Origin of the sequence: Bremerella cremea, assembly GCF_003335505.1 — a bacterium.
Lineage (GTDB): Bacteria > Planctomycetota > Planctomycetia > Pirellulales > Pirellulaceae > Bremerella > Bremerella cremea_A.
Genome location: NZ_QPEX01000030.1, coordinates 18,392 through 42,281 on the forward strand (window position 1 = coordinate 18,392; position 23,890 = coordinate 42,281).

Below are 23,890 nucleotides of genomic sequence, written 5' to 3' on the forward strand. Positions count from 1 at the left end.
AGGGGACGGAAGCAGATGTTACGGCTGCCAGGCTTCGTCGAAGAAGTCGGCTGCGATGACCTTGCCAGCGGACGAGCCGTTGGGGTCTTGGCGAATATCGAAGATGGCCCAGTCTGGGAGCTTCGGATTTTGCAAGCTGTTGGTGCGATCGTGATCTTCCCGGAAGGTTGGGCCGCTGTTGAGTACCAGATACTTCTGCGGGTTGAGCGGGTTCGGGTAAATCATGACCGGCACGTGGTTCTCGGCGTCGACCTTGGTATCGCCCAGAGAAACTTCTTTGGCATCCCAGGTCAGTGGTAAATCGTCGATCGTCTTTTTGATCAGCGAGTTACTTTCCGGGGTTCCCCAGCAGATGAGGTTGTATTTCTGGATATCTTCAGCGGTTACCTCTTTGTCGAGCTTTGTACGCAATTTGCCACGGAAAAGAGCCTGCCAGCGGTCGGCTAAGTGCTGCGACTCAAAATCGACCCAGCGTTGGACTTGCTCGTTGGAAGACTTGCCAGAAGGCAGCACGACAAGAAACGGCGACAACAACGCGTCGTCGATCGGCCCTTGCAAGCCAGGCGTTTTGTGCAGACCTTCCGAGGCAATCTCTTGGAGGGCGAATGTCCAGTGTCCGTCGGCCTTGGCAAGGATCAGGTCTTTTGGTTCAGGCAAATCGACGGAGAATTTATCGCCATCAATTTCAACCTCGAACTTTTTATGCGTGCCGGGATCGACTTTCATTTTGTCAACATTACGGGTCACGATGTAAAGTTCGTTATCCGATTTCCACAAAGCGCCGACACGGCTGTCTTCCCAGTGGCGGGTTAGTTCCAGCAGTTCGACCCAGTGCATCTTGCCGTAGCGGAGCGTCGGGGTTTGGATGGTGACGTTGCTCGGGTAAGCATCTTGACCAGCATCACGGGCCGCTTTAATCATCTTCAGCAGTTGTTCCAGTGTTTCTGGGGCATACTTGTGACCCATTTTGGGGCCGATCAAGTGGGTAAGCTCGTGTCCTTCTTTTTGGAAGGCTTCTTCCATAACGCGAGCTGCTTGAATTTGCTTGTCGTTCTCGCCGCTGTAAGCCACCACGGGAAGATTGAACAAGTTGGTCGTGTAGTTCGGTACGTCATACACCTTCCACAACGTTTGTTCGTACTCTGGCGGGTAGTTCTCCGGTTTCAGACCTTGGTAGCGGGCCGTTTCGGCGAAGCCAGCCCCAGGGCTCATGGCGACGAAGTCCTCGGCATAGTGGGCACCAATATGCCAGCACCCGGCACCACCCATCGAGAAGCCCATCAGCACGATTCGCTGATCGTCGATGTTGTAATGCTTCTTTACTTCTTCAACCACATCCAGCACATCGATCTCTCCAGCCGACTTGAACCCGATACATTGTCGCCCAAAGGGATGGACGACGATGGCATCGGATGGAGTGATCTGACCTGCTTTGGTGGATCGCTCGTGAATGAAGTGCATGTCGGTCGCTTTATCACCTCGACCGTGCAGCCAAATGTACAGCGGTTGCGGCTTGGTAAGGTCAAGCTCTTGCGGAATAACCAACCCATACGGCTGAACGCTGCCGTCGATGTCGCTGGTGTAACCCCGCACGACCAAACCGTTTTGCTCGGTCCAAGGAGCTTCCCCCTTCTTGAGTTGCTCGCCCCGATTTTGCGCCATGGTTAGGCAAGCTTGTGCTTTCTTGATGTCCCCTGCGCCGTAAAACTCGTTGTTACGCAGTGCGTATTCAACCGCCTTGCGATAGATGTCGACATCGGCGAAGAGAGGATCGTTGGCCAGGGAGGCATTCGCTTTTTCAACCTCTTGAACCCTTTTCTCCAACTTCTCGCGGGTTTCAGCGGGAAGCTGGTAATCGCTTTGAGCAGGCAAGCGACGCGGGATGGGCTTGATCGGATCTTGAGCCGAAACCGAGGTGCCAAAAAAGGAAACCAGAAGCAAGCAAACCAATGGGCGAATCATAGCGGGCAGGCTCGTGAGGAAGGATAACGTTCGGGGAGGAGGGATATAAAGGGGAAAACCGGCAAGCAAAGACTTGGGAGAGAAGCCACTTGCTTGCCTTGGTTTTCCATTTCCATTTTTGAAACGGGCCGTGAGAATTATTTCTCGACAACCCAAATGTTGCGGAACACAACCGGATTGCCGTGCCCTTGCAAGTACAAGGCGTCCTTTTCAGGGCTTTCCTTGTGGCGGCCTGGGGTTTCCTGAGGGAGTTCTAAATCTTCGTGAATGACCACGCCGTTTTGCTTGATCGTCACGCGGGCGTTGTCGGTCTTCTTGCCTTCGGCATCGTACTTGGCAGCCGTGAAGTCAATGTCGTACGTTTGCCAGGTGAGGGGCGGGTAGCACATGTTCACCTTGGGCTGCGACACCTTGTAGATACCGCCACATTCATTGTCTTCGCCAGACAAGCCAAACGAATCGAGAACCTGACATTCGTAGCGGCTTTGGATGTAGACACCGCTGTTACCGCGACCTTGCCCCCGTGCTTCTGGCTTGAAGGGAGTGCGGAACTCGAGGTGCATCGTGTGATCGCCGAATTTTTCTTTTGAATAGCAATCGGCCAACAGCAAGTCTTCTTGCACGATCTTTCCGTTCTCGAACTTGTCAGCAGTGGTGCCATCGAACAGGACGACTGCGTCTTCCGGAGCCTTCTTGCCAAGCGTAGGGCTTTTGCGTTCGACCTTTTTGAAGGTGCCGATTTCGTCACCATTATCGGCGACAACTTCGATCTTACCGTCGCCGAGCGTGGCAATGAAGTCTTCGCCTTTGAATTCCACTTTGCCATTTCGGGCAGTTCCCTCAGCTTTGAGGAGGTCGTCGTACGAGCTACCGCCGGAATAGCCGTCGCCAGGAAGTCCGCCAGGGTAAGTGACGGCCTGGAATTTATCTTTACCCAAAGCGATCACTTGAACGCCATATTTTACTTTTGCACCGTCAACGTTCACTTCGCCGACGTATTCACCTTGAAGTGCGTAGTCGGGGCCAGCTTCTTTGGGGTTGGTGTAGGTTGGCGAATCGTCGGCGGCTAACAGGGCCAGTGGCGTGACGGCCGCCAACAAAGCGGCGCACAAAAAACGAGCAAAGGGACGCTGCATGATGAACTCCCGAGAGTTTTCTAAGGGTGAGTGGACTAGGAGAGGGAGGTTCCATTTTGGTTTGACCTGCAGTCAGATGCAACTATCCCCCGCAGGAACTATCCTGCCGTCGATCGCCGTCGAGGAAAGCCGATGGGGACCGTTTGCGGTGGTAAACGCCTGCCTGCATGCAGGGCGCGGGTCATTTCGATCTGTTCGTCAGGGGGGACAGGGCGGTGGAAGACGATCTCGCCTCCTCGTTTGGTTGCCAACAGCTGGCCGTTTTGCCAAATGAGGGTATTGGTATGAATGGCCGGTAGCTTGGCGTCGTCGGTCATCACGCCAGCCAGATTCAGGGGATCGTTCCCGCTGACCGCAACCCAAGGATCGTCAGGCTTGGCTTCGCGCAGCTTGCGCAGTGCGTAGATGGCTTGTTCGGTGCCGTATTGTTCCCCTCCTGCATTCTTAACGAAGCGGCCACCGCGTAGCTCGCCTCGACGTTCCATCCGCCGCAGCATCGGAACTAGCTGAGCCCAGGAAGGAGCAGCCGTCTCGCGATGAAGTAGATCTCGGAAGAGGACACCATACCGTTGTATCAATTGTTGGCACCAGCGATGCAAGTAGTCCTCGGCCGTCACTTCTTCGACAATCCCTGGGAAGAGAGACCAGCGACCAGCCCGCGCCGTGGCGTTGGTTTTGCGGCGGCTGCGTGATTTCTTCGCGTGGCTATCGTCTACAATCTTTCGCACGGCGGAAAAACTATCGCAGGTAACCAGCCCCAAAGCGGCGAGTTCTCTGAGGGCTTCATCCAGGTGTGTAGGCAACAGCTTGGTCAGCACGCGTAAGTCTTGGTGGAACAAAGCTCCACGAGCTTGCAACGCTTCGAGCACGTCTCGTGCGTTGCCTCTCGCCAAGGCTTCGGCGGACTGGCGGACGTCGGGGATGAGCCAGCCCAGGTTCTCGCGCAGCACAACCGCCATCGGAACGCTACGGCGAAGCGATGCCATACTAGGCCCCTCTTCGGCGTCTCCGTGAGGAGGTCGGAGGCGGCCCCAAATCAGCTCGCCCGAGGTCAACTGATTGTCGAGCCAATCAGGATCGTAGTCGTCGAGGCGGGCCGCAAGTAAATTGCGTTCCCAACTGCCAGCCGACGCTTCGAAGCCTTGCAGTAGCCCGATCACCGCCGAAAGGCCACGCGCACCAGACGACTTGGTTTCGCGTTGCAGGTTTTGGTGCCGCACCAGAAAACGCAGAAAGACATCGCGTTCGACCGGTTGAATCTGTTGGCGTAAGCCGTTGACGGTTAAGCGGTGAATGCGAGCCAAGAGTCGCCGGTCGCACCACTGCAAGTCACCTTCGTGCTGCGAACCTTGAGTGGAGTAATGACCACGCAGGATTACCCCTTCCGCTTCTACCGCCTCGCAAGCGGCCATCACGCTGGACGATTTCAGCCCCCAGGTCTGGGCGAGTTCTTCTGTTGAAAATGGACCAAGGCAAGGCGCGACGCTGCGAATCAACTCGACCCAAGCTTCGTGGGCTTCTAACTCCTTGGTTACGCTTTCAGGGACGTTAACCGCCGGCAATGCGGTACCGCCAGGCAAAGCAGCGCTGACGATCGGCAGCTTTTCTGTCGCGATCCAAAGAGGTTCGTGCCCGTCGCGGATGTAGCTGGTGCCCCGTCCGGTTTTAACCAGCCGATCGAACAAGCTTTGCCACTCGGCACCTTGGGAAGCAGGCAGGACGATCATCGAGCTGAGTACGTCGTGCAATTCGTCCACGTCGCGCGCCGTCGGCCAGGCTTCGCGGCGGACGGTGGCGATGGCTTCGGGGGAGAGTTGCCCCAGCTCTTTCATTTCGCCAGGAGCCAACGTACGACGCGTGGTCACGGCACGCGTGCGACGATCTTCGAGCCCAGCAGGATCGAGGAACGAATAAGGATTCGCGTTGATGCGTTCGTGGGCGAAGGGGGAAGGTTCGCGGGTTTGGCGGGCAATGAACTGCACTTCGCCAGCTTCCACCTTGCGAAGCAACGCCTTCCAGCGTTCGACATCCATCCCTTCGGTTAAACAGTCGTGCAAGGTTTGTTGCACGAGCGGATGGTCTGGGTATTTGATGTCTTCCGAGTGGTTTTCGAGGCAGCCGACTTGGTCGGGGAATGCGGCTGCAAGGAGGTCGTCGGAGCGGAAGCGAACCATGTGGGGCGGTACCTTCTTGCCCCCCATATACCGCAAAATGGCCAGCGAACGAGTCGCATTCCAGCGCCAGCGAATTTGGAACATCGGGAACGCCAGCAGCGCTTGTTCCAGCAGGGCTTGGCCGTTGTCGGAGTTAAGCATCTTGAACATGTCTTCCAGCGGAAAACTATGCTGCGGGCCAAGCGAGAGAACGATACCGTCGTCGTCGGCGCTGGCTTGAAGCTCGAAGTCAAACGAGCGGCAAAATCGTTTGCGAAACGCGAGTCCCCATGCTCGATTGATCCGTGTGCCAAAGGGGGAGTGAACGACCAACTGCATGCTGCCAGCTTCGTCGAAAAAACGCTCGAAGACGATTTTCGTTTGGGTCGGCACCAAGCCCATGGCCGCATGCTGGGCGGCAACATAGCGTACCGCTTGCAATGCTGCCCAGGCCGTCGCGTGGCATTCTTTTTGAACCCACAGAATTGTGGCCACGTCGACTTGATCTTGCGAAGATTCCAACAGACCTTCGTTTTGTGACGGCACGGTCAGTTTTTCGCGAGAAGGATCCTCTGCTGCGGCAACGATACGCTCGGCAATCTCTTCGCGAAGTTCGGCCACCGCTTGCGAAAGTTCGATCGTTCGGCCAGGGGCTTCTCCGAACCAGAAAGGAACACTGGGGGGCTGACCTTGGGCATCGTGGACCAGAACATCGCTGCCTTTAATACCGGCCACGCGCCACGAGGTGTTCCCCAGCAGGAAGACATCGCCTGCTTTGCTGTCGACGGCGAAGTGTTCGTCGACCGTGCCAACGACTTGATTCTCTGGCTCGGTCAGTACGCGATAAATGGGCATGTCGGGGATTGCCCCGCCGGAAGTCGTCGCGCTGATGCGGGCTCCGCGACGAGGCCGCAACTTGCCGTTGATGCGATCGCGATGGATGTGGGCGCCCGTCTTGATCGAACGAGTTACCCCTTCGTTGACCATCTCTAAGACATCTTGGTATTTCTGAAAGGAAAGCTCGCGATAAGGCCACGCTTTACGGAATCGCTCGAATAGGGCGACTTCGTCTTGTTCTTCCGCCGAGACTTCCGCCACGATCTGTTGGGCTAAAATGTCGAGCGGAGCGACCGGGATTTCGATCCGATCGAGCGTCCCTTGCTCGACACTGCGCATCAACGCCAGGCACTCGATTAGCTCGTCGCGCGTTAACGGGAACAGGCGTCCTTTAGGGGTTCCGGTGAGGGAGTGTCCCGAGCGGCCAACCCGCTGCAGGAAATTGGCGATACTACGAGCCGAGCCGATCTGTACGACCAAATCGATAAAGCCGATATCGATTCCCATTTCCAACGAAGCGGTCGCCACAATCGCTTTGAGCTTGCCTTCTTTCAGACGTTGCTCGGCGGAATGACGAATCTCTTTCGAGAGGCTGCCGTGATGGCTGGTGATTACGTCGTCGCCGAGTACCTCGGTCAAGCGATGGGCTACCCGTTCGGCCATGCGACGTGTGTTCACGAAGACCAGTGTGCTGTGATGCGATTGAATCATCTCGACCAGTTGGTCGTACACTTCTCCCCACTGTTCGTTGGAGCAAACCGCTTCCAAGGGAGAAGGTGGGACCACCACTTCCAGGTCTAACTGCCGCCGGTGCCCTCCGTCGACAATCGCACAATCGGGTACGCCGTTCTCGTCGACACGCTCGGCACCGACCAGGAAACAGGCGATCTCCTCGATCGGTTTTTGCGTTGCGGACAGCCCAATTCGCGTAGGAGGTGCGGCGGTGACCGCTTCCAGACGCTCGAGCGTTAACGTGAGGTGGGAGCCTCGTTTGTCACGGGCGAGTGCATGGATTTCGTCGATAATGACCGTATCGACATTGGTCAGTGTTTTCCGGCTACGGTCGGCCGTCAGCATCAGGTAAAGCGATTCCGGCGTGGTCACCAAAATGTGTGGCGGACGTCGGGTCATCGCTTGTCGCTGGGACGAAGGGGTATCGCCGGTGCGGACTGCCGTACGGATTTGAGGGGGCAACATCCCCATCGATTCGGCCATCTCGCAGATTTCCATTAGCGGGACATCCAAGTTGCGATGGATGTCGTTGCTGAGGGCTTTCAGGGGCGAGACGTAAACGACGTAGGTCGTATCGTGCAGCTTGCCGGCTAGCCAGCGACGAAAGAGGCGGTCGAGGCAAACCATAAAAGCCGCTAGTGTCTTACCAGAGCCGGTCGGGGCAGCAATCAGAGTACACTGCCCCTGGGCAATAGAGGGCCAACCGGCGTTCTGAGCGTCGGTCGGCTTGCCAAACCGCTTTTCAAACCAGGCTTGGACAACGGGATGAAACAGTTCTAGCGACATCCTGGGCATTATATCGCACTGTACGGATGTGCATAGTGAAAAGCAAGCGTCTCAAAATGCTGCGACTTGGCAAGCAAAAGGTTCAAGAACGTTCCGAGAAACGGTTTTTAGTTGCGGAGCGGCACATGGTATAATTCAACCATGAGTTCTACCACTGAATCTTACGACGAAATGATTCTTGCAAATCTTGCAGGAGCAATCTCTCGGCCTGCTGCAGAGGGGATACTCTCGCTGGGGTTTTCTGCAGAGCAGCAAGCTCGGATGTCAGAGCTTGCTGCCAAGGCGCGTTCGGGGGAGCTTACCGAATTAGAACGCGAAGAGACTCATAGTTTCGAGCGTATAAGTAGCTTGCTGGGAATCTTGCAATCGAAAGCACGTATCACTCTTAAGCAAGCGACCTCATGACGGTCTCAGCTTCGATGCGTCTGGAGATCGCCAGACGGGCTGGCAATTGCTGCGAATATTGCCAGATGCCTCAAGGGTATGATCCTGCTACGTTTGAAGTGGATCACATTATCCCAGAGAAGATGAAAGGGGAAACTTCTCTTCCTAATTTATGTCTGGCATGCTTTCCATGCAATAACTGCAAAGGGCCAAACATTGCTGGTATTGACCCCGAAACCAAGCAGAAAACGTTTCTTTTTGATCCTCGCAATGAAGCCTGGAGAGAACATTTTGTTTGGGACGGGCCCTATTTGCGAGGAAAAACCTCTGTTGGTCGAGCAACAGTTGATTTACTTCAGATTAATTTATCTTTCCGAATTGCTTTTCGTCGTCAGTTAATTGTTGAAGGTGTTTTTCCACCAAAGCACTTTCCCTAGTCAAGCTTTTCGATCCCGATATTTCGCAATGCCGAGCCGGTGTACCAAGTCCCTATGCCGAGGGGTTTCGAGGTGTCTTGCTCGATCCAAATATCGAGGCGGCGCCCTTCTGGATTGAGGTGGATGATCTTTTCGTCATCGATCCACACGCGGATTGCCTTCGGTTCGACACGGACACGTATTTTGTACCATTGGTTGTTCTCGAACTCGGTATAGCCGGTGGTGTCGTTTTCGACGGCTGCCATCCCGTCGACGTTCGACAAGCCGGTCACGCCACCTCCCCAGCCGCCGATAATCAGCGTTTGATGGGTGTCTCCGACGGGGAAGGTCAAGCCGCAGAAGAAGTCGGAACCATCAACCCGCTTGGCTTCCAGATGGATCTCGTAGTTCATTTTGGGCGGCTGAGTCGATAGCACGATCCCGGTGGCCGGGTCACCTTTGGCAAGATGGATTTCCCCTTCTTTAACCGTGACATCGCCGTGGTCTTTGTAGTAGCCCTTGTCGTTGATCTTCCACCCTTTCAGCGTCTTGCCATCGAATAGCTTTCTCACTTTCGATTCGGACTTGGTTGTTTCTGGTTTTTCTTCGGCATGAAGAAAGGAAACGGGTAACAGCAACAAGCACGCAAACAAAAGGGCAGGGCGAAGCATGGGAGAACCTCGAGGGAAAAAGGCGATGAAACCTTCCCGATTCTCGCATGCGAAGTGCTTCAAGGCAACGGTTGGCTCAGTTGCCTACGTGACCAACTGCGGTACGCGGGGCGAATATTGCTTGACGACTTCGAGTAATGTTTGGCGGGTAATCGGTTTGGTGTAGTAGTCGTCGCAGCCGGCATCTAGGCATCGTTGCCGGTCGCCTTGCAGGGCATGCGCAGTCACCGCAATAATTGGCTTGCGGAAATTGTGATTTCGCAAGGTTTGGGTCGCTTGGTATCCGTCCATCACCGGCATTTGCATGTCCATCAGAATGACATCGACTTCGGGATCGGTGTCATCAGCATTCTCGTTGGCAACGGGACGCTTAGCGAGAATCCAGTCCACCGCGATCTTGCCGTTTTCTGCAACTACCACCTCGGCGCCGGCTTTCTTAAGGAAGGCCTTGATCAGCCGCTGATTATCGATGCCATCTTCCACCAGCAATACTCGGCAGCCAGTCAGGTTGGGAAGTGCTGGCTTCTGTCCGTTGGCATCCGTATCAACACGGAGTGACGGAGAAGTCAATGGAAGCTCGACCGGTACGCACAAAGTGAACTGCGTTCCAACGTCCACTTCGCTTTCGAGCGAGAGGCTTCCACCTAAAAGTTCTGCATTGCGTTTGCAAATCGAAAGTCCCAGGCCGCCGCCACCGTGCGTGCGCGAGGTCGAGTTATCGGCTTGAGAGAAGGGCTCGAAGATCAAATCGTGGCGGTCTGCGGGAATTCCAATCCCTGTATCGACAACCATAAATTCAAGTGAAGGTGTGGGCTCATCTTCGTAATGTACGCTGATACTAACTTCACCTTGGTTCGTAAATTTAATCGCGTTCTCGATCAGCCGGGAAAGGATTAAGCGAATTCTCGTGGCGTCGGCCAGTAGTACCGGTGGCGTTTCCAGTTGTACTTCAATGTTGAACGCAAGTCCTCGCTGGACTGCCATTAGGTAATAGACCTCAACGGAACTTCTCAGTAGTTCATCGATCGAGGTTTTACAGAGGTTGGGGGTCGGGGCAGTCGATTCGATGCAGGAAAGCTCTAAGATGTCGTCCAACAGTCGCAGCAGTTGTTTGCTGTTCTCTTGAATCGATTGAATTGCATCCGATGCCGCCCGATCGGGCTGGAAGTCGTTGAGCATTTCAGCGAAACCCATGACGGCTGTCAGAGGTGTTCGTAGGTTGTGGCTCATGTTAGTCAGGAATTCATTCTTCGCGCGAATAGCCGCTTGAGCTAACTGATTGGCTTGAGCCAGACGCAGTTCGGCTTCTTTCTTTTCGGTGATGTCAATGGCCGCTCCGATCACGCGAGGGCGGTTATATTCTTCGCGACTGACCTGACCGCTAAGCGAATACCAGCGATACTGATCGCCTTGATGGCGAATACGACATTCGTATTGGAAATGCTCTGCGTCCTGAGCGAGTTGTTGATGAATCGCCTCGGCAAAGCCAGCGCGTTCGCTTGGATGGACCATTTCCAGCCACTGCTGAGAGTTGGCAGGAAGATCGACAAGCGAGAGTCCCAGCATCTGCTGGAAATGCCGCGAGAGATATATGAAATCGAGAACTTGGTCCCACCACCAAAGCCCGACGTTGCCTTCGACGACCGCCATGCGATACCAGTGCTCGCGCACACGGTAAACCTGGCAGGCGTGGGCTTGTTCGATGATATTGCGCAGCCGGTCTTGTGCTTGGAGAGAATCAAATTCTTCCCAACTCATCTGGTAACGAGATTGCTCGGGAGGGGCGTAGGGGCCGACGCGAAGATTAAGGCTGTTTTCCAATCTTGCCGGCAACATCGATGCGAGAGAGGCAGCCTTATCTTGTTCTGTATTGGCTGGCAGCCCCCAAATACAGAGGGAAGGACGGGCTTTGGTGGCTTCGGCCCAACAGTCTGGGGTCACTACCAATAGTTCATCTTGGCTTACGCCACATGCCAAGAGTTTCGTTACGATCCTCTCGGACTGCTCGTTGTTGGCAACAACCGCAATACTGAAGTTGAAGTTATCAAATTCGATCATCGATTTCCCCCACGGCGAAACGATTAGCCGCGAATCAATTGATAGATTTTCTATGCCTTATAGGGGGGCATGGCCCCCTTTTTAGGGCTTTAACGCCAAACCTAGTTCAGAATCGGCACTATTCTGAAAATGGTGGGATCGAAGGTTGCCAATGGGGGTAAATGGAGAGAGAAATCGCTAGAAGAATATTGGTTTTGGCGATTTTGAGGACTAGAAAGCAGGAAGCAAAATACTAGCCGCGAAGTAATTCTTCTCGGTAACGAGCCATTACGTCCGCACGAACTAGCAAGCCGATCAGAACCCGTTTGCCGCCAGAGGTGATTTCGACCGGTAGCGTATCGACATCGCGCGTGCCAAAGTCGCGCAGCGCCTCGATTAGGTTCTCGTCGGGTGAGACCGCAATGGGAGAGACCATCGAGATATCGTGAGCGTTGACCAGATAAGGAGAGATATCCGTATCGAGCACACGATGGAGGTCTTCGGGACGAATGATACCGTGCAGGCTGCCGTCTTCGTTCATCACCGGCAGGCTTTCGATATGAGGATTCTCGCGGGCAATCTTGATGATCTGCATCAAATTGTCGGTATGCTGCACCGTGGGGAACTTGCGGATCATTACTTCGCGGACAGCGACGTTCTCGATGTGATGCAAATCGTGGCTGCGGGCAATCGATTCGCCGCGACGCGAGAGCTTCTTTTCGTAGATACTTTCTGGATCGACCCAACGAGCAACCAGGCCAGCAATGCCAGCGGCGGCCATGATCGGCAAAATAATGCGATAGTCGTCGGTCAGCTCGTAAACCACCACAATCGCGCTCAACGTACCGTGGGTGGTGCCAGCGACGACGGCCCCCATGCCGACCAGCGCATAGGCGCCTGGATGATCGCACCATTCGGGGACAGCTAAGTTCAAAATGATGCCGATCACTGCTCCGGTGGTCGCCCCAATGAATAGGCTGGGCGCAAAGATACCGCCAGAACCACCACCCGCTAGGCAAGCGCTTGTCAGAAAGGGCTTCACAATCACCAGGGGAAGCAGCCAAACCAGATGATTCCACATGCCGGCACGGCTGAGGCGAACGTTTTCGTCGTGGGTATCTTTTTCCCCTTCGACGGTATCGGTCAGCTTTTGGGCGTTTTCCAGGTGAAGGGTATGGCTGATCGCTGCATAGCCGGTTCCGTACAGAACGGGAATAGGATGGCTTCGTTCGGAGTCGTTCTGGGCGGCGGTCGACTGATCGGGGGCTTGCGGGTACAGGACGTAGTGGGTTGTACCGACCACACCCAGCAGCAAGCCACACGCGATTGCCCGCACCCAGTGCTTGGGAATCCAATATTCCGATTCGTCCTCGAACCAGTAAAGCAGCTTGGTAAAGCCAACGGCCATCAGACCACAAATCAACCCCAACGCAATGTACGAGGGCAATTCGTGATAGGCACCATCAAAGTTGTGTTCGATATGGGGGAACTCGGGGGCGAAACCGTGACCCCCTTGGTTTTGCTGTACGACATTGGCGAGCACGGCGGCAATCACAATGGCCGAAAGACTCTCGACGGCAAAGTTACCCAGAATGATTTCACTGGCGAAGATCACCCCGGCAATCGGGGCATGGAACGTCGCCGAGATCCCCGCAGCCGCTCCAGCGGCAGCCAGCACTTTCATGTTGCGGGCCGACAATTGAAAGATTTGTCCGGCGGAACTACCAAAGGCCGCCCCAATCTGAACGACGGGGCCTTCGCGCCCGATGGAACTACCGGTGCCGATACAAAGCCCACTGGCCAGTAGTTTGACAATGGCCACCGGGGGACGAATCACCCCATCTTTTCGCGCGATGGCCTTGATCACTTCTGGCACGCCATGCCCGACTGCTTCTGGGTAGTAGGTGCGGGTGTACCACGAGACAATCATCAAGCCAATAATCGGGACGACGATCAATCCAACCAAGCCCAACGGGTTGGTCTGGGCCAATTCCATACAAGGCCGCAGCGTCCACTTCTCGATCGTATGGATCATGACCGAGAGAAAAATCGAGCTATACCCGGCTAAAACGCCGACCAGCCCGGCGAGAAAGATGGTTAGTGGTTGCGCAGGGATAGTCCCACGCTTTAAATTCAGGGCCAGCCAGTCTTGAACCGGCGCCATCCACCCACGAACCCGTGACCAACGCATAGCACTCGTCGGAAAAAGCTCCGGACCGATTTCCGGAGTATACAAATTGGCAATGAAAGCGATTTAGAGTATCAGGGATTTGCGTTGGGTTAAAGGGTGGCGAGTTTTTAACGAAAACATATTTCTTGAACGTGACCGAAGTTTAGGCCTCTTCCAGGGGAGCGTCTTCTGGCGATTCGCTAGGGGGATCGGCGTCAACAGGCTTCTGGTCGTACATTAACGCGGTTGTTCTCAATTGCTCCGCAAATTTGAAGATATCATCAACGCATTCAATGCTTTCTCGCGTGATGCTCTTGTTTTCATCAAAAAGCCCAATTGCCTTTTTGCCTGTATTAAAAAACAGGCGACAGATAGGCTTCCGGTTATTGTCGTCCAGAAGAATCCCGCAATAGCTAAGCGTATCTCGCATGAAAACACGGCTCGGTGAGATAACGTCCCGCAGGATTGCCTTTACCGTGTGGTAGCCTTCGGTTTCTTCTTCGGTTGTGACGATTCCTTTCTCTTCGCATTCCTCGTTAGACTCGTGGAAGTCTGAGATGTCTGGTGCTGCGACTCCCGCTTCAGAGTTGAGCGCTGAGCTTAGTCGTCGGTTAAAAATGTCTTGAACAAACTCGTGGAATGCCTGTTTCGTAATGATCGAGAACTGCTCTTTCATCGTCGGAGTCAAACGCCCTTCGTAAACTTTGGATGCAAAGTGCCTCACAAAGTCTTCCGATGGGTTTTGCCATTCTTCCGCGAAGATTCGTTTGATTCCTTTGGCGTACTTTAGATCATTTGCGGTGGAGAGGATTTCATTGAGATTGAACAGCTCTTTGGCAAACTTCTTCAATTCGCCCACAACCTTTTCCGTAATATCGCTCAGGCGAAATTCGAGGAACGGACGCGAGTCCATCTTGTTGGGAGAATCAAGATCGGAATAGAACTGGTAATGAATGCCATCCGTCAAAATTCCAAAGCGCGCATCCGTAACAGAAAAATAGCGATAAAGTTGCGATGGTGTGACCCGGGATAAGTCGGTGCCAATCATCTTGCATTCAAAAAGCATGACTATTTGGTTGTCGATAGAGATCGCGTAGTCAACTTTTTCTCCCTTCTTGATACCGACATCTGCCGTAAATTCTGGGATGACTTCGGTTGGATTGAAGACGTCATAGCCCAAAGCACCAATGAAAGGCATGATGAGAGCGTTTTTCGTCGCCTCTTCTGTCTTGAGTTGCGAGGCCATTTTTTCAGCACGAGATGCAAGCTCTTTTAGGCGGTCGATTAGGTCCATGACGTTCTACCAAAGGAGGGTGAAATTAATTTCTCCTAAAATCTACCAGACATTGCGTGGGGTTCAATGATCCATCGCCGGGACTGGTGGAGATGCGAAGTGTGAGTTGTCCAGGTGATTTGAGGTGGCTCGTTACCCAAAATCATAAACCGTTACCGCAATATCTTTGGCTAAAAGGGTGGCTTCGATTTGGGGTTCGATTTCTTCCCATTTGCCTCCGGCTAAGCCGCAGCCGATGCGGGGCATGTGGACTGAGGCAGAATGGTCTTGGGCGAACTGAGCGACTTTGGCCAGTGCCTGGCGGACTGCCTCGTAGCGAATGGGGGGCTTGCCGTCCGAGGGGCGGGTTCCTCGCTGGCCGATCATGTTAGCGACCCATAATTGCGGTTCGACTTGCACGAACTGCACCTGGCCAAGCTCGAAGGGCAGGGCTTCGTCGCCGGCGTGCCAGCGTCGGTAAGCCGCTTCAGGGGCTGGCCAGCGTTGAGAAAGGGCCAACACAAAACCGGCCCCCCAGCCGCCGATGTCGTTGCAGATATGAACGATGATCTTTGGGCCTTCACCAATGGGACAGGTCGCATCGCCGTTAGTAAACTGAATAGGGCTCATTTCGGCTCCTCGGTTGAAGTTTCCCTGATGTTCTCTGCTTGTCTGTATACCATTTCACCGAAACGAAAAGGCAAATACGGAATGATTCACCGCAGCATGCAAGCGTTAACTGGACAAGAAAGAACGGAAATGATCGACAAGCTGGCATTCACTAAACCCTGGTCTGGCATCCTGAGCTTGTGCTTCATCCTGGCTGCGAGCCTGGCTGTCGCTCAAGAGGAAGAGAGCCGCGTGCCGGATAGTTATCCGCCTGGTCCGCTGGGAAAGGTCGTGCAGTTGGGGGAAGCGATGGTTCTGGACACCAGCAAGCACCCACTCTCGCAGCCGTTTGTGGGCAATAAGCTCAATTGCACGTCGTGTCACCTGGAAGGAGGAACCGATCCCCAAGCTGGCAGCTTTCTAGGAACGGCCTCGGCCTACCCTGCCTGGTCGCCTCGTGAGAACCGGGTAATCACACTGGAAGATCGCGTGCTGAACTGCTTCATGCGCAGCCAAAACGGAACCCGTCCGCCGGTGGGAAGCGAAGTTTCCGTAGCGATCACAACCTATATTACCTGGCTGTCGACCGGCAGTAAAATTCAAATGAACGCCGAAAAGTCGCTCGGACCGCGTCATCTCCGTATGCTGAACATCGATTGGAAGCAGGCCAACGCCGAACGCGGCAAGTTGCTTTACAAAACGCATTGCCTCGACTGTCATGGCCAGGATGGAGAAGGGACCGCCGATGGACCGCCGGTGTGGGGAAACGACTCGTACAACGACGGCGCAGGCCTAAGCCGGGTAGATAAACTCGGCTCGTGGTTGAAAGTGGCAATGCCGCTGGGCGACCCGCTGCTTACCGATCAAGAGTCCGCTGACATTGCGGCCTATATCAACAGTCACAAACGTCCTCACTTCAAGCTGGAAGAACACTTACCCAAAGCAGAGCGTCTGGGCGAGTACAACAGCCAGCCAAGCTCTAACTAAGAAACAGCTTGTAAACCGGGTTGTCGGTTTCTTCGACGAAGGGGTAGTCGATGCTCTCGCTGAAGTCTTGCAGGGCAGTGGTGGCATCGCTGGGGATTTGCAAGCCAATCAAAATGCGAGCATAGTCCGAACCCTGGCTGCGATAGTGAAAGAGGCTGATGTTCCAATCGTTGGGCATCGCCGATAGGAATCGCATCAGTGCGCCGGGGCGTTCGGGAAAGACAAATCGGTAGAGGCGTTCCCCCGAGGACAGCTTGCTATGTCCGCCGACCAGGTGCCGTAAGTGCAGCTTGGAAAGCTCGTCGTCGATAAGGTTAATCGTGGCGAAACCTTGCGACTGCAATTCTTCGGCAATCTTGTCCGCTTCCTCGCGATTGCTTACCGCCAAGCCGACGAAGACGTGGGCTTGAGCTGAATCAGAAATGCGATAGTTGAACTCCGTAACCGCACGCGGGCCGATCAATTCGCACAGCCTTTTGAAGCTGCCCCGCTGTTCGGGAATCGTGACCGCAAACAAGGCTTCCCGGTTTTCACCCACTTCGGCCCGCTCGGCGACGAAGCGTAAGCGATCGAAGTTCATGTTCGCGCCACAGGTAATCGCAACCAAGGTTTCCCCAGTCAGTTGATGCTTGGCCGCGTATTGTTTGAGACCAGCCACGCTGAGTGCGCCAGCTGGTTCCAAAATGCTGCGTGTATCTTCAAACACATCCTTAATCGCAGCGCAAACGGCGTCGGTATCGACCACCACAAAATCGTCGACCAGGGCCTTGGTGATGCGAAAGGTTTCTTCACCAACTTGCTTGACCGCGGTGCCGTCAGAGAAAAGCCCCACCTCACGAAGTTCAACGCGTTCTCCTTGACGCACGCTTTGAACCATGGCGTCGGAATCGGTCGTCTGGACACCGATGACTTTGATCTTGGGACGTACGGCTTTGATGTAAGCGGCTACGCCAGCGATCATCCCGCCGCCACCAATTGCCACAAAGATGGCATGAATCGGCTTTTGATGTTGCCGCAAGATCTCCATGGCGATGGTCCCTTGCCCGGCGATCACATCCGGATCGTCGAAAGGGTGGACAAAAGTCATCTCGTTGGTGGCGCTCAACTGCATTGCATGTTGGTAGGCATCGGAATAGCTCTCGCCATGCAGCACCACCGTTCCACCAAACGATTTGACCGCGTCGATCTTCAGCTTGGGGGTTGTCTTCGGCATGACGATGGTGGCCAGGCAACCGAGTTGGCTCGCAGCCAGGGCAACTCCTTGAGCATGGTTGCCTGCCGACGCACAAATCACGCCACGCTCTAGTTGCTCTGGCAGGAGTTGGGCCATTTTGTTGTAGGCCCCCCGCAGCTTGAAGCTGAACACCTTCTGGTTGTCTTCTCGCTTGAGCCAGATATCGTTCTGCAGGCGGGCCGACAGCTTCTCGGCACGATCCAGGGCCGATTCGTGGGCCACTTCGTAGACTTGGGCGTTGAGGATCTTCTGCAGATAGTCAAACAGACCTAGGTGGGTCGCATCGCCAACAAGGCCACGGATGGAAGGGGAACTAAGACGCGGATTGGTTTTGGGCACTTCATTCATCACTCTATTGGAAGCGAAGAACGCTTGCTGGTCTAGCCGTCAGAATCGTTAGTTTGCTTTCAGAGAGGGGGCCTGTTGATGTGGTTTTCTGCAAGTCGTCTCGTTTTAGCTTGGGCAAAATGTCACACACTCGATTTGTGTCACAGAATCACACTTAGAGGCTAGTTTAGTGGAGTGTTTTCTTTTGATAGCCGAATGTAAGGCAAGCAAGTGATGACTGTCGTGGTTTTCTATCCGATCGAAACGCGAACCCAGGGTATTTGCCTGATGGTTGTTTCGTGCTGGGATCGGGGAGCCTCGCCAGTAGATCTTCCCCGGCGATCTGGCTATCTGCTGAGCCAGCCTGGCAAACGTGCTGAAGTAGTAGGCTGCGTATCTATCGGCCAAAGCTAACCCGCTACCGAAACGCTGGTTGACCCGGCGGATTATTTTTCTTTCGTTGCCCTCTCTTCTTGAAATTGGTCCCTGCCCGGGGGGACAGTGAGTTCGCCCATGCAAATCTTGATCGCCGACGACAGTGCTTTGGTTCGCGCCATGCTGCAAGATACTCTCGAAGAAGCAGGGTACGACGTGATTGCATGTGAAGATGGCCTTCAGGCTTGGGAGGCAATCGCCCGAGGAGAATCGCGTTTGGCCGTGCTGGACTGGATGATGCCAGGTTTGAGCGGAATTGACATTTGCCGCAAGCTGCACGACGAGCATGTGGCCAACTGGGTGTACGCAATCCTGTTGACCTCGAAGGACAAGCTCGACGACATTCTGCACGCGTTTCAATCTGGGGCAAGTGACCACGTGTGCAAACCGTTTCGAGAAGCAGAACTGTTGGCTCGCATTAAAGTCGGCGAGAAGATGATCAACCTGCAAATGGAACTGGCTCAGTCGCAAAAGTTGGAATCGGTGGGGCAGTTAGCTGCGGGAATCGCTCACGAGATCAATACGCCTACGCAATACGTCAGTGACAACACGCGGTTTCTCAAGGATGCGTTTCAAGATATTAACAAAGTGCTCGCCCAGTATGGCACCTTCTTGGAAGCAGCACGCCAAGGGCCTATCGATGCCAGTTTGATTACCCAATTGGAAGAGGTGATCACGCAAGCCGATATCGACTACTTGTGCCAGGAAATCCCCTTGGCAATCGACCAGTCTTTGTGCGGTGTCGAGCAAGTTGCCAAGATCGTGCGGGCGATGAAAGATTTTTCGCATCCCGGCAACACGGCCAAAATGTTTGTCAACTTGAAAGATACGGTGGAAACAACCATCTCGGTGGCTCGAAATGAATGGAAGTATGTTGCCAATGTCGTTACTCAATTCGACGAGTCATTGACCGAAGTCTCGTGTTTGCCAGGCGAACTGAACCAAGTGTTGTTGAACTTAATCGTGAATGCTTCGCATGCAATCGGCGATAAGCTGGGGAGCGGTTCTGGCGAACGGGGAACGATCACCATCGGTACGCGTCGGCTCGAAGACTTCGCGGAGATCTTCGTGCAAGATACCGGCACCGGTATTCCCGAATCGGCCCGGCGACGCATCTACGATCCGTTCTTCACTACCAAAGCCGTCGGCAAAGGGACCGGTCAAGGGTTGGCCATCTCTTACTCGGTGGTGGTCGAAAAGCACGGTGGCGAGATTGATTTCGTTACGGAGGAGGGAGTCGGAACCACCTTTTTCATTCGCTTGCCGTTGCAATGTGAGGTGGCCGCATGAAATCACGAAATCCAATCGATCGCAGGGGCGAGCGTTTGCAGGTAGCGCTTAAGTCTGGGCTGCAGGATCCCGTTTGGGTACGTGTGGCCATCTCTTAGCAAGCTGCCGCCAAGGGCTTGCTCGGTTCTTCCGGCCCTTTTCCTGCTTTCTTGTTGAACTTATCTCGAATCACGTAATCCCATCATGACGAATCATTATTCGTCTGAGCTTTGGCAATCGTCTGGCAAAGCGAACCATCGTTCAGGCGTAGGAGGCTAGATAATCCCATGACAAAGATTTTGTTTGTTGACGATCAAGAGAATGTGTTGTCGGCGTTAAGAAGGATGTTGTATGGTCGACGCGACAAATGGGAAATGGAGTTCGCCAGTGGTGGCGAGGAGGCAATTCAGCGACTGGAGCAAAAGTCGTTCGATGTCGTGGTGACCGATATGCGGATGCCGGGGATCGACGGGGCAGAACTTCTGAGTCAGGCGCGAGATCGTTGGCCGGCGGTTGTGCGAATTGTTCTCTCAGGCCAATCGGAACCAGATCGTATTCTACGGTCGATGGGAGCGACGCATATTTACCTTACGAAACCGTGCGACGCGTTGCGGCTTACATCGGTTGTTTCTCAATCGAGCATTCTCCGCAATCGCCTGCCCGATGCAGCGATAAAGCGGATTGTCTCGCAAATGGGAGCAGTGCCATGCCAGACTTCCGTCTTCGAGCAACTGGTCGAGGAACTTGCCCAGTCGTTTCCTTGTATCGATCGCTTAGGTACGTTGATCGCTACCGATATCGGGATGACCGCTAAGATTTTGCAGTTGGTGAGTTCTTCGTTCTTTGGACAGCCGCAGCGTGTCAACTCGCCCGAGCAAGCGGCGTCGATGCTGGGCGTGACGCTATTGCGCGAGCTGGTGTTGTCAGGCAATATCTTTCAACCTGTCGATTTGTCGACGATTGAAGGGTTTTCGTTAGAAGAACTGAATCGCCATAGTCGCGAGGTCGCCGAATGTGCGCGGATGATCGCCCAATTGGAAACGTCCGATCAACGCATTGTCGACGACGCCTGGCTGGCCGGCATGTTGCATGACATCGGAAAGATTGTGTTGGCTTGTGCGATGCCAAGCTCGTATCAAGAGGCGGTGCGACTTGCCGAGCAAGAAGGCATGAGCTTGTGGGCAGCTGAACGGGAAGTCTTTGGCACCAGTCACGCCGAGGTGGGGAGCTATCTTTTAAGTTTGTGGGGACTGCCGACACCCATTTGCGAAGCTGTCGGTACGTTTCGATCGCATCGAAGTTACGAAGTCGGTAGCAATTTTCTGCCAGTCACGGCTGTGCATGTGGCAAATGTGCTGCGGCGCAAGAAACTGGTTCCGCAAGAAATTACCAAACCGATGTTGGCATCGTTCTTCAGGTATTAACAGCAAGATGGTCTCAATGCGGTGCGAGGGTGATCCTTCTAATCTTCCCCATGGGTAAGCCAATGATCAAACGAGTTCTCCTGGTCGATGACGAACCGAATATCTTGAACGGCTACAAGCGACACTTACGCAAACAGTTTGATGTGGAAGTGGCCGAAGGAGGAGGTCAAGCCATTGAGCGTTTAGAGTCGGATGAAGCTTACGCCGTGGTGGTCTCGGATATGCAGATGCCAGAAGTCAGCGGGATTCAAGTGTTGTCGCACGCGGCCAAGCGTCATCCCGATACGGTTCGCGTGATGCTAACCGGAAATGCCGATCAGCACACGGCCGTTGTGGCGGTGAACGAGGGGCACATTTTTCGGTTTCTCAACAAGCCTTGCCAGCCTGATCTGCTGGCTAAAACGCTTGAGGATGGCTTGCGGCATTATCAACTATTACGGGCCGAGCATACGTTGCTATCTAAAACACTAGGAGGCAGCGTGAGCTTGATGACGGAGGTGCTTTCGCTGGTGAATCCGATCGCGTTTGGCAGTTCCTCGCGCATACGGCATTTAACTCGCCAGATATGTGCACGACTTTCGATTCCTAATGCCTGGGAAGTTGAAATCGCTGCGATGCTGTCGAAGATCGGCTGTGTTTCCGTTCCCAATACGATCCTAGAAAAGTGGTACGGTGCGAAACCGTTAACCGCAGAAGAACAGCACATGGTCGACACGCATCCCGCTGTGGGGGCCAGCTTGGTGCGGAAGATTCCTCGATTGAATGGTGTGGCCAAAATTATCGAATTACAAAATCGCCGCTTGGATCAGCCTGCCCGCAAAGAAGAATGCCCTGACGAAGAGATTCCCTTAGGGGCAAAGGTGCTGAAGGTGTTGGTCGATTACGACAAATTGATCTCCACCACGTCGGCACAGCACGTGATCGAAGTGCTCGCCAATCAACGCAAGACATGGTACGACCCGCAGGTGGTCAATGCCTTGAAGGCTGTCTTGCAGGAAAGCGAAGTGTTAAGGGCGATCACGATCGCCGAATTGAAACTCGGAATGCTCTTCGATCAAGATGTGAAGACGAGTGATGGAAGCATCTTGGTCACTCGCGGGCAAGAAGTGAACGAATCGATCATCAAGCGTTTGCAGAACTTCGATCGCTCGCAAGGCGTGCAGCAACCCATTGCGGTGCGCGAACTGACCGGCGAACCGGTGCCAGAGCCAGCGATCGCGTAGCGGGAAAGCTATACGGTTGGCAACTTGAGTTGACGCTGTTGAGCGGGTAAGAGGTTCTCGCGTTCCCAATTCAAGAGCCACTTTTTTCGCCACAAGCCACCAGCGTAGCCACATAAATGGCCATCGCTGCGAATCACACGATGGCAAGGGACAATAATGGCAAAACGATTGTCTCCGTTGGTGCGTCCCACGGCACGCGATGCCGTGGGCTTGCCAAGACGATTGGCCAGTTGCTGGTACGAATGGGTTTCGCCATAGGGAATCGCGAGAAGCTGATTCCAGACCGCCGTTTGAAAAGGTGTGCCTGCGAGCCGTAAGGGAAGGTCGAACTGGGTACGTTCGCCAGAGAAGTACTGCTGAATTTGCCGATCGGTCTCGCTCAAGACGGCATGCTTACCAATTAGAATCGGCTGGGCGAACAGCTTGTTGATTCGTTGAAACTGCTTGGCCAGCATTTTACGATCTGCGAATTCCAAGAGGCAAAGCCCTTTCTCGCCCCCAGCGGCCAGCATCGGGCCAAGTGGCGTCAGAATCCGTTGGACCAGAATCGGTTCGATTTGCCTTGCTGCTGTCGGTACCGTCCCCAGCCACCTCTTCAGGCTCTCACGAAAACCACTCAACGATTCGTAGCCGTTTTCGTACGCTGCCGAAGTGACATCGCTACCGGCTTGCAGTTGGTCGACCGCCAAGCCAATGCGTTGCGTCCGTACGTAGGCGTGAAAGGTCATTTGATAATGGGCTTGAAACCAGCGGCGAACGCGACTGGGAGACAGGCCGAGCGAATCTAAATCGGCGTTGGTCCACCGGCGGTTGGGCTCGGCATTGATCAATGCAAATAAATTGGCCAGCCAAGCGGGAACCGAGCCTGCAAGTTCCAGCGGACGACAACGCCGGCAGGCACGATACCCGGCCGCCAACGCTTCGGCGGCGGTGGCGAAGAATTCGACATTTTCCCGTTTGGGTGTTTTCGCTTTGCAGCCAGGGCGGCAGAAGATTCCGGTCGTCTTCACGGCCACCACGAAAACTCCTTCCAGGCGAACATCGCGCTGGACGATGGCCTGGTACATCTGTTGTTCGGTCGGCAAAGTGGTGAGTGCGTTCATGCCACCAATTTAGGAACGCAGGCGTTTGCTGGCGACCGAAAACGGAACAAGGAATTCAGTTTTCCTCAATCAATTCAAAATCGTTTTCGTTTGAGCCACCAACTGCGAAATGGCTTCCTGGGAAAGGTCACCTTGAATCGGCTGGTTGACCTTGATTCCCTCTTTGTTCCACATCATCACTTGTACCTTGGCAGACGGTGACAACGTGTAGCCAGCGGGGCCTTCCGGGTTGTGGTAGACCGTGAGGGGCGTATTGCGAATATCTTGTGTGGCTTGGATTCGCTTTAGCTCTGGCTCGACCTTTGCCGTGTCTTTATCTAGTACGACCATAAACGCGGATAGCTTCTGATCTGCGTGTTCGCCTACTTCCTGGTCGATTTTCTGAACCAAGTGCGTGACCGAATCGTCGACCTCGCGGGTGAAAATTACGACGGTTGGGCGTCCGCTATAGCGGCAGCGATAGCAAAGCGATTCGCCAGCCGCCGGGCCGGTGATATCTTCCACGTCAAACGCTGCTGGCTGTTCTCCGAGGTGCATCGAGACGAAATGAGGCAGCGGCGAAGTCGACTGGCTGGGGGCTTGAACGGCGTTGTTGGGCGGGGGTGAGGAAGCCTGGCCGCAACCGATGGCAAGTGTCGTACTAAGCAGCAACGCAAACGTAAGTGGCTGAGGTCGCATGAGATACCTCCGATCAAATCAGAAACCGGACTGGCTAAGGATGA

16 protein-coding genes are annotated in these 23,890 nt (G+C 54.4%); 5 read left to right on the top strand and 11 right to left on the bottom strand.

What is annotated here, in order from left to right; translation table 11 throughout:
- Nucleotides 1-18: 18 nt before the first annotated feature.
- The 3 genes from DTL42_RS15005 to DTL42_RS15015 form a co-directional block, all read right to left on the bottom strand.
- Nucleotides 19-1,962 (bottom strand): prolyl oligopeptidase family serine peptidase, encoded by a 1,944-nt coding sequence (locus tag DTL42_RS15005; protein ID WP_114369549.1) that lies wholly within the window; start codon nt 1,960-1,962, stop codon nt 19-21.
- Between the two features lie 137 nt (nt 1,963-2,099).
- Entirely contained in the window at nt 2,100-3,098 is a 999-nt protein-coding gene (locus DTL42_RS15010) for a 3-keto-disaccharide hydrolase (RefSeq protein WP_114369550.1), read from the bottom strand.
- 98 nt (nt 3,099-3,196) lie between these two features.
- Nucleotides 3,197-7,606 carry a DEAD/DEAH box helicase gene (locus DTL42_RS15015; protein ID WP_114369551.1) on the bottom strand — a complete coding sequence of 1,470 codons (4,410 nt, stop codon included), beginning with the start codon at nt 7,604-7,606 and terminating at the stop codon, nt 3,197-3,199.
- A gap of 401 nt (nt 7,607-8,007) precedes the next feature.
- On the opposite strand from DTL42_RS15015, the gene DTL42_RS15025 reads away from it, so the two are divergent.
- A complete protein-coding gene (locus tag DTL42_RS15025) occupies nt 8,008-8,427 on the top strand; it encodes an HNH endonuclease (protein WP_199590149.1) in 420 nt (139 codons plus the stop codon).
- On the opposite strand, the gene DTL42_RS15030 is transcribed toward DTL42_RS15025, so the two are convergent.
- From DTL42_RS15030 to DTL42_RS15050, 5 genes are all read right to left on the bottom strand, one after another.
- Complete coding sequence (locus DTL42_RS15030) at nt 8,424-9,077, bottom strand: 3-keto-disaccharide hydrolase (protein ID WP_114369553.1); 654 nt, start codon at nt 9,075-9,077, stop codon at nt 8,424-8,426. The two genes, DTL42_RS15025 and DTL42_RS15030, sit on opposite strands and share 4 nt — an antisense overlap.
- 84 nt (nt 9,078-9,161) lie before the next feature.
- Nucleotides 9,162-11,135 carry a PAS domain-containing hybrid sensor histidine kinase/response regulator gene (locus tag DTL42_RS15035; protein ID WP_114369554.1) on the bottom strand — a complete coding sequence of 658 codons (1,974 nt, stop codon included), beginning with the start codon at nt 11,133-11,135 and terminating at the stop codon, nt 9,162-9,164.
- A gap of 232 nt (nt 11,136-11,367) precedes the next feature.
- Entirely contained in the window at nt 11,368-13,305 is a 1,938-nt protein-coding gene (locus DTL42_RS15040; protein ID WP_114369555.1) for a chloride channel protein, read from the bottom strand.
- A 142-nt stretch (nt 13,306-13,447) separates the two neighbouring features.
- Nucleotides 13,448-14,578: a type I restriction enzyme HsdR N-terminal domain-containing protein gene (locus DTL42_RS15045; RefSeq protein ID WP_114369556.1), complete on the bottom strand. Its 1,131-nt coding sequence runs from the start codon at nt 14,576-14,578 to the stop codon at nt 13,448-13,450.
- Between the two features lie 132 nt (nt 14,579-14,710).
- Nucleotides 14,711-15,187, bottom strand: coding sequence for a macro domain-containing protein (locus DTL42_RS15050; RefSeq protein WP_114369557.1), 477 nt, complete (start codon nt 15,185-15,187; stop codon nt 14,711-14,713).
- An 81-nt stretch (nt 15,188-15,268) separates the two neighbouring features.
- Here DTL42_RS15050 and DTL42_RS15055 point away from each other — a divergent pair, with 81 nt between their 5' ends.
- On the top strand, nt 15,269-16,153 hold the full coding sequence (locus DTL42_RS15055; protein ID WP_114369558.1) for a c-type cytochrome: 885 nt from the start codon (nt 15,269-15,271) through the stop codon (nt 16,151-16,153).
- On the opposite strand, the gene ilvA is transcribed toward DTL42_RS15055, so the two are convergent.
- On the bottom strand, nt 16,146-17,726 hold the full coding sequence (gene ilvA / locus DTL42_RS15060) for a threonine ammonia-lyase, biosynthetic (protein WP_234824224.1): 1,581 nt from the start codon (nt 17,724-17,726) through the stop codon (nt 16,146-16,148). The genes DTL42_RS15055 and ilvA overlap by 8 nt on opposite strands.
- A 501-nt stretch (nt 17,727-18,227) precedes the next feature.
- On the opposite strand from ilvA, the gene DTL42_RS15065 reads away from it, so the two are divergent.
- The 3 genes from DTL42_RS15065 to DTL42_RS15075 all read left to right on the top strand — a co-directional run bounded on the left by DTL42_RS15065 (nt 18,228) and on the right by DTL42_RS15075 (nt 22,065).
- Nucleotides 18,228-19,439 carry a response regulator gene (locus tag DTL42_RS15065; protein WP_114369560.1) on the top strand — a complete coding sequence of 404 codons (1,212 nt, stop codon included), beginning with the start codon at nt 18,228-18,230 and terminating at the stop codon, nt 19,437-19,439.
- A 266-nt stretch (nt 19,440-19,705) separates the two neighbouring features.
- Nucleotides 19,706-20,842 (top strand): response regulator, encoded by a 1,137-nt coding sequence (locus tag DTL42_RS15070; RefSeq protein WP_114369561.1) that lies wholly within the window; start codon nt 19,706-19,708, stop codon nt 20,840-20,842.
- Nucleotides 20,843-20,904: 62 nt separating this feature from the next.
- Complete coding sequence (locus tag DTL42_RS15075; protein WP_158545393.1) at nt 20,905-22,065, top strand: HD domain-containing phosphohydrolase; 1,161 nt, start codon at nt 20,905-20,907, stop codon at nt 22,063-22,065.
- A gap of 8 nt (nt 22,066-22,073) precedes the next feature.
- Here DTL42_RS15075 and DTL42_RS15080 read toward each other — a convergent pair whose 3' ends face one another.
- Both DTL42_RS15080 and DTL42_RS15085 read right to left on the bottom strand, forming a co-directional pair.
- The gene (locus DTL42_RS15080; protein WP_114369563.1) at nt 22,074-23,168 is read right to left on the bottom strand and encodes a bifunctional transcriptional activator/DNA repair enzyme AdaA; all 1,095 of its coding nucleotides are present in this window, start codon (nt 23,166-23,168) and stop codon (nt 22,074-22,076) included.
- A 69-nt stretch (nt 23,169-23,237) separates the two neighbouring features.
- Nucleotides 23,238-23,846: a hypothetical protein gene (locus DTL42_RS15085; protein ID WP_114369564.1), complete on the bottom strand. Its 609-nt coding sequence runs from the start codon at nt 23,844-23,846 to the stop codon at nt 23,238-23,240.
- Nucleotides 23,847-23,890: the final 44 nt, after the last annotated feature.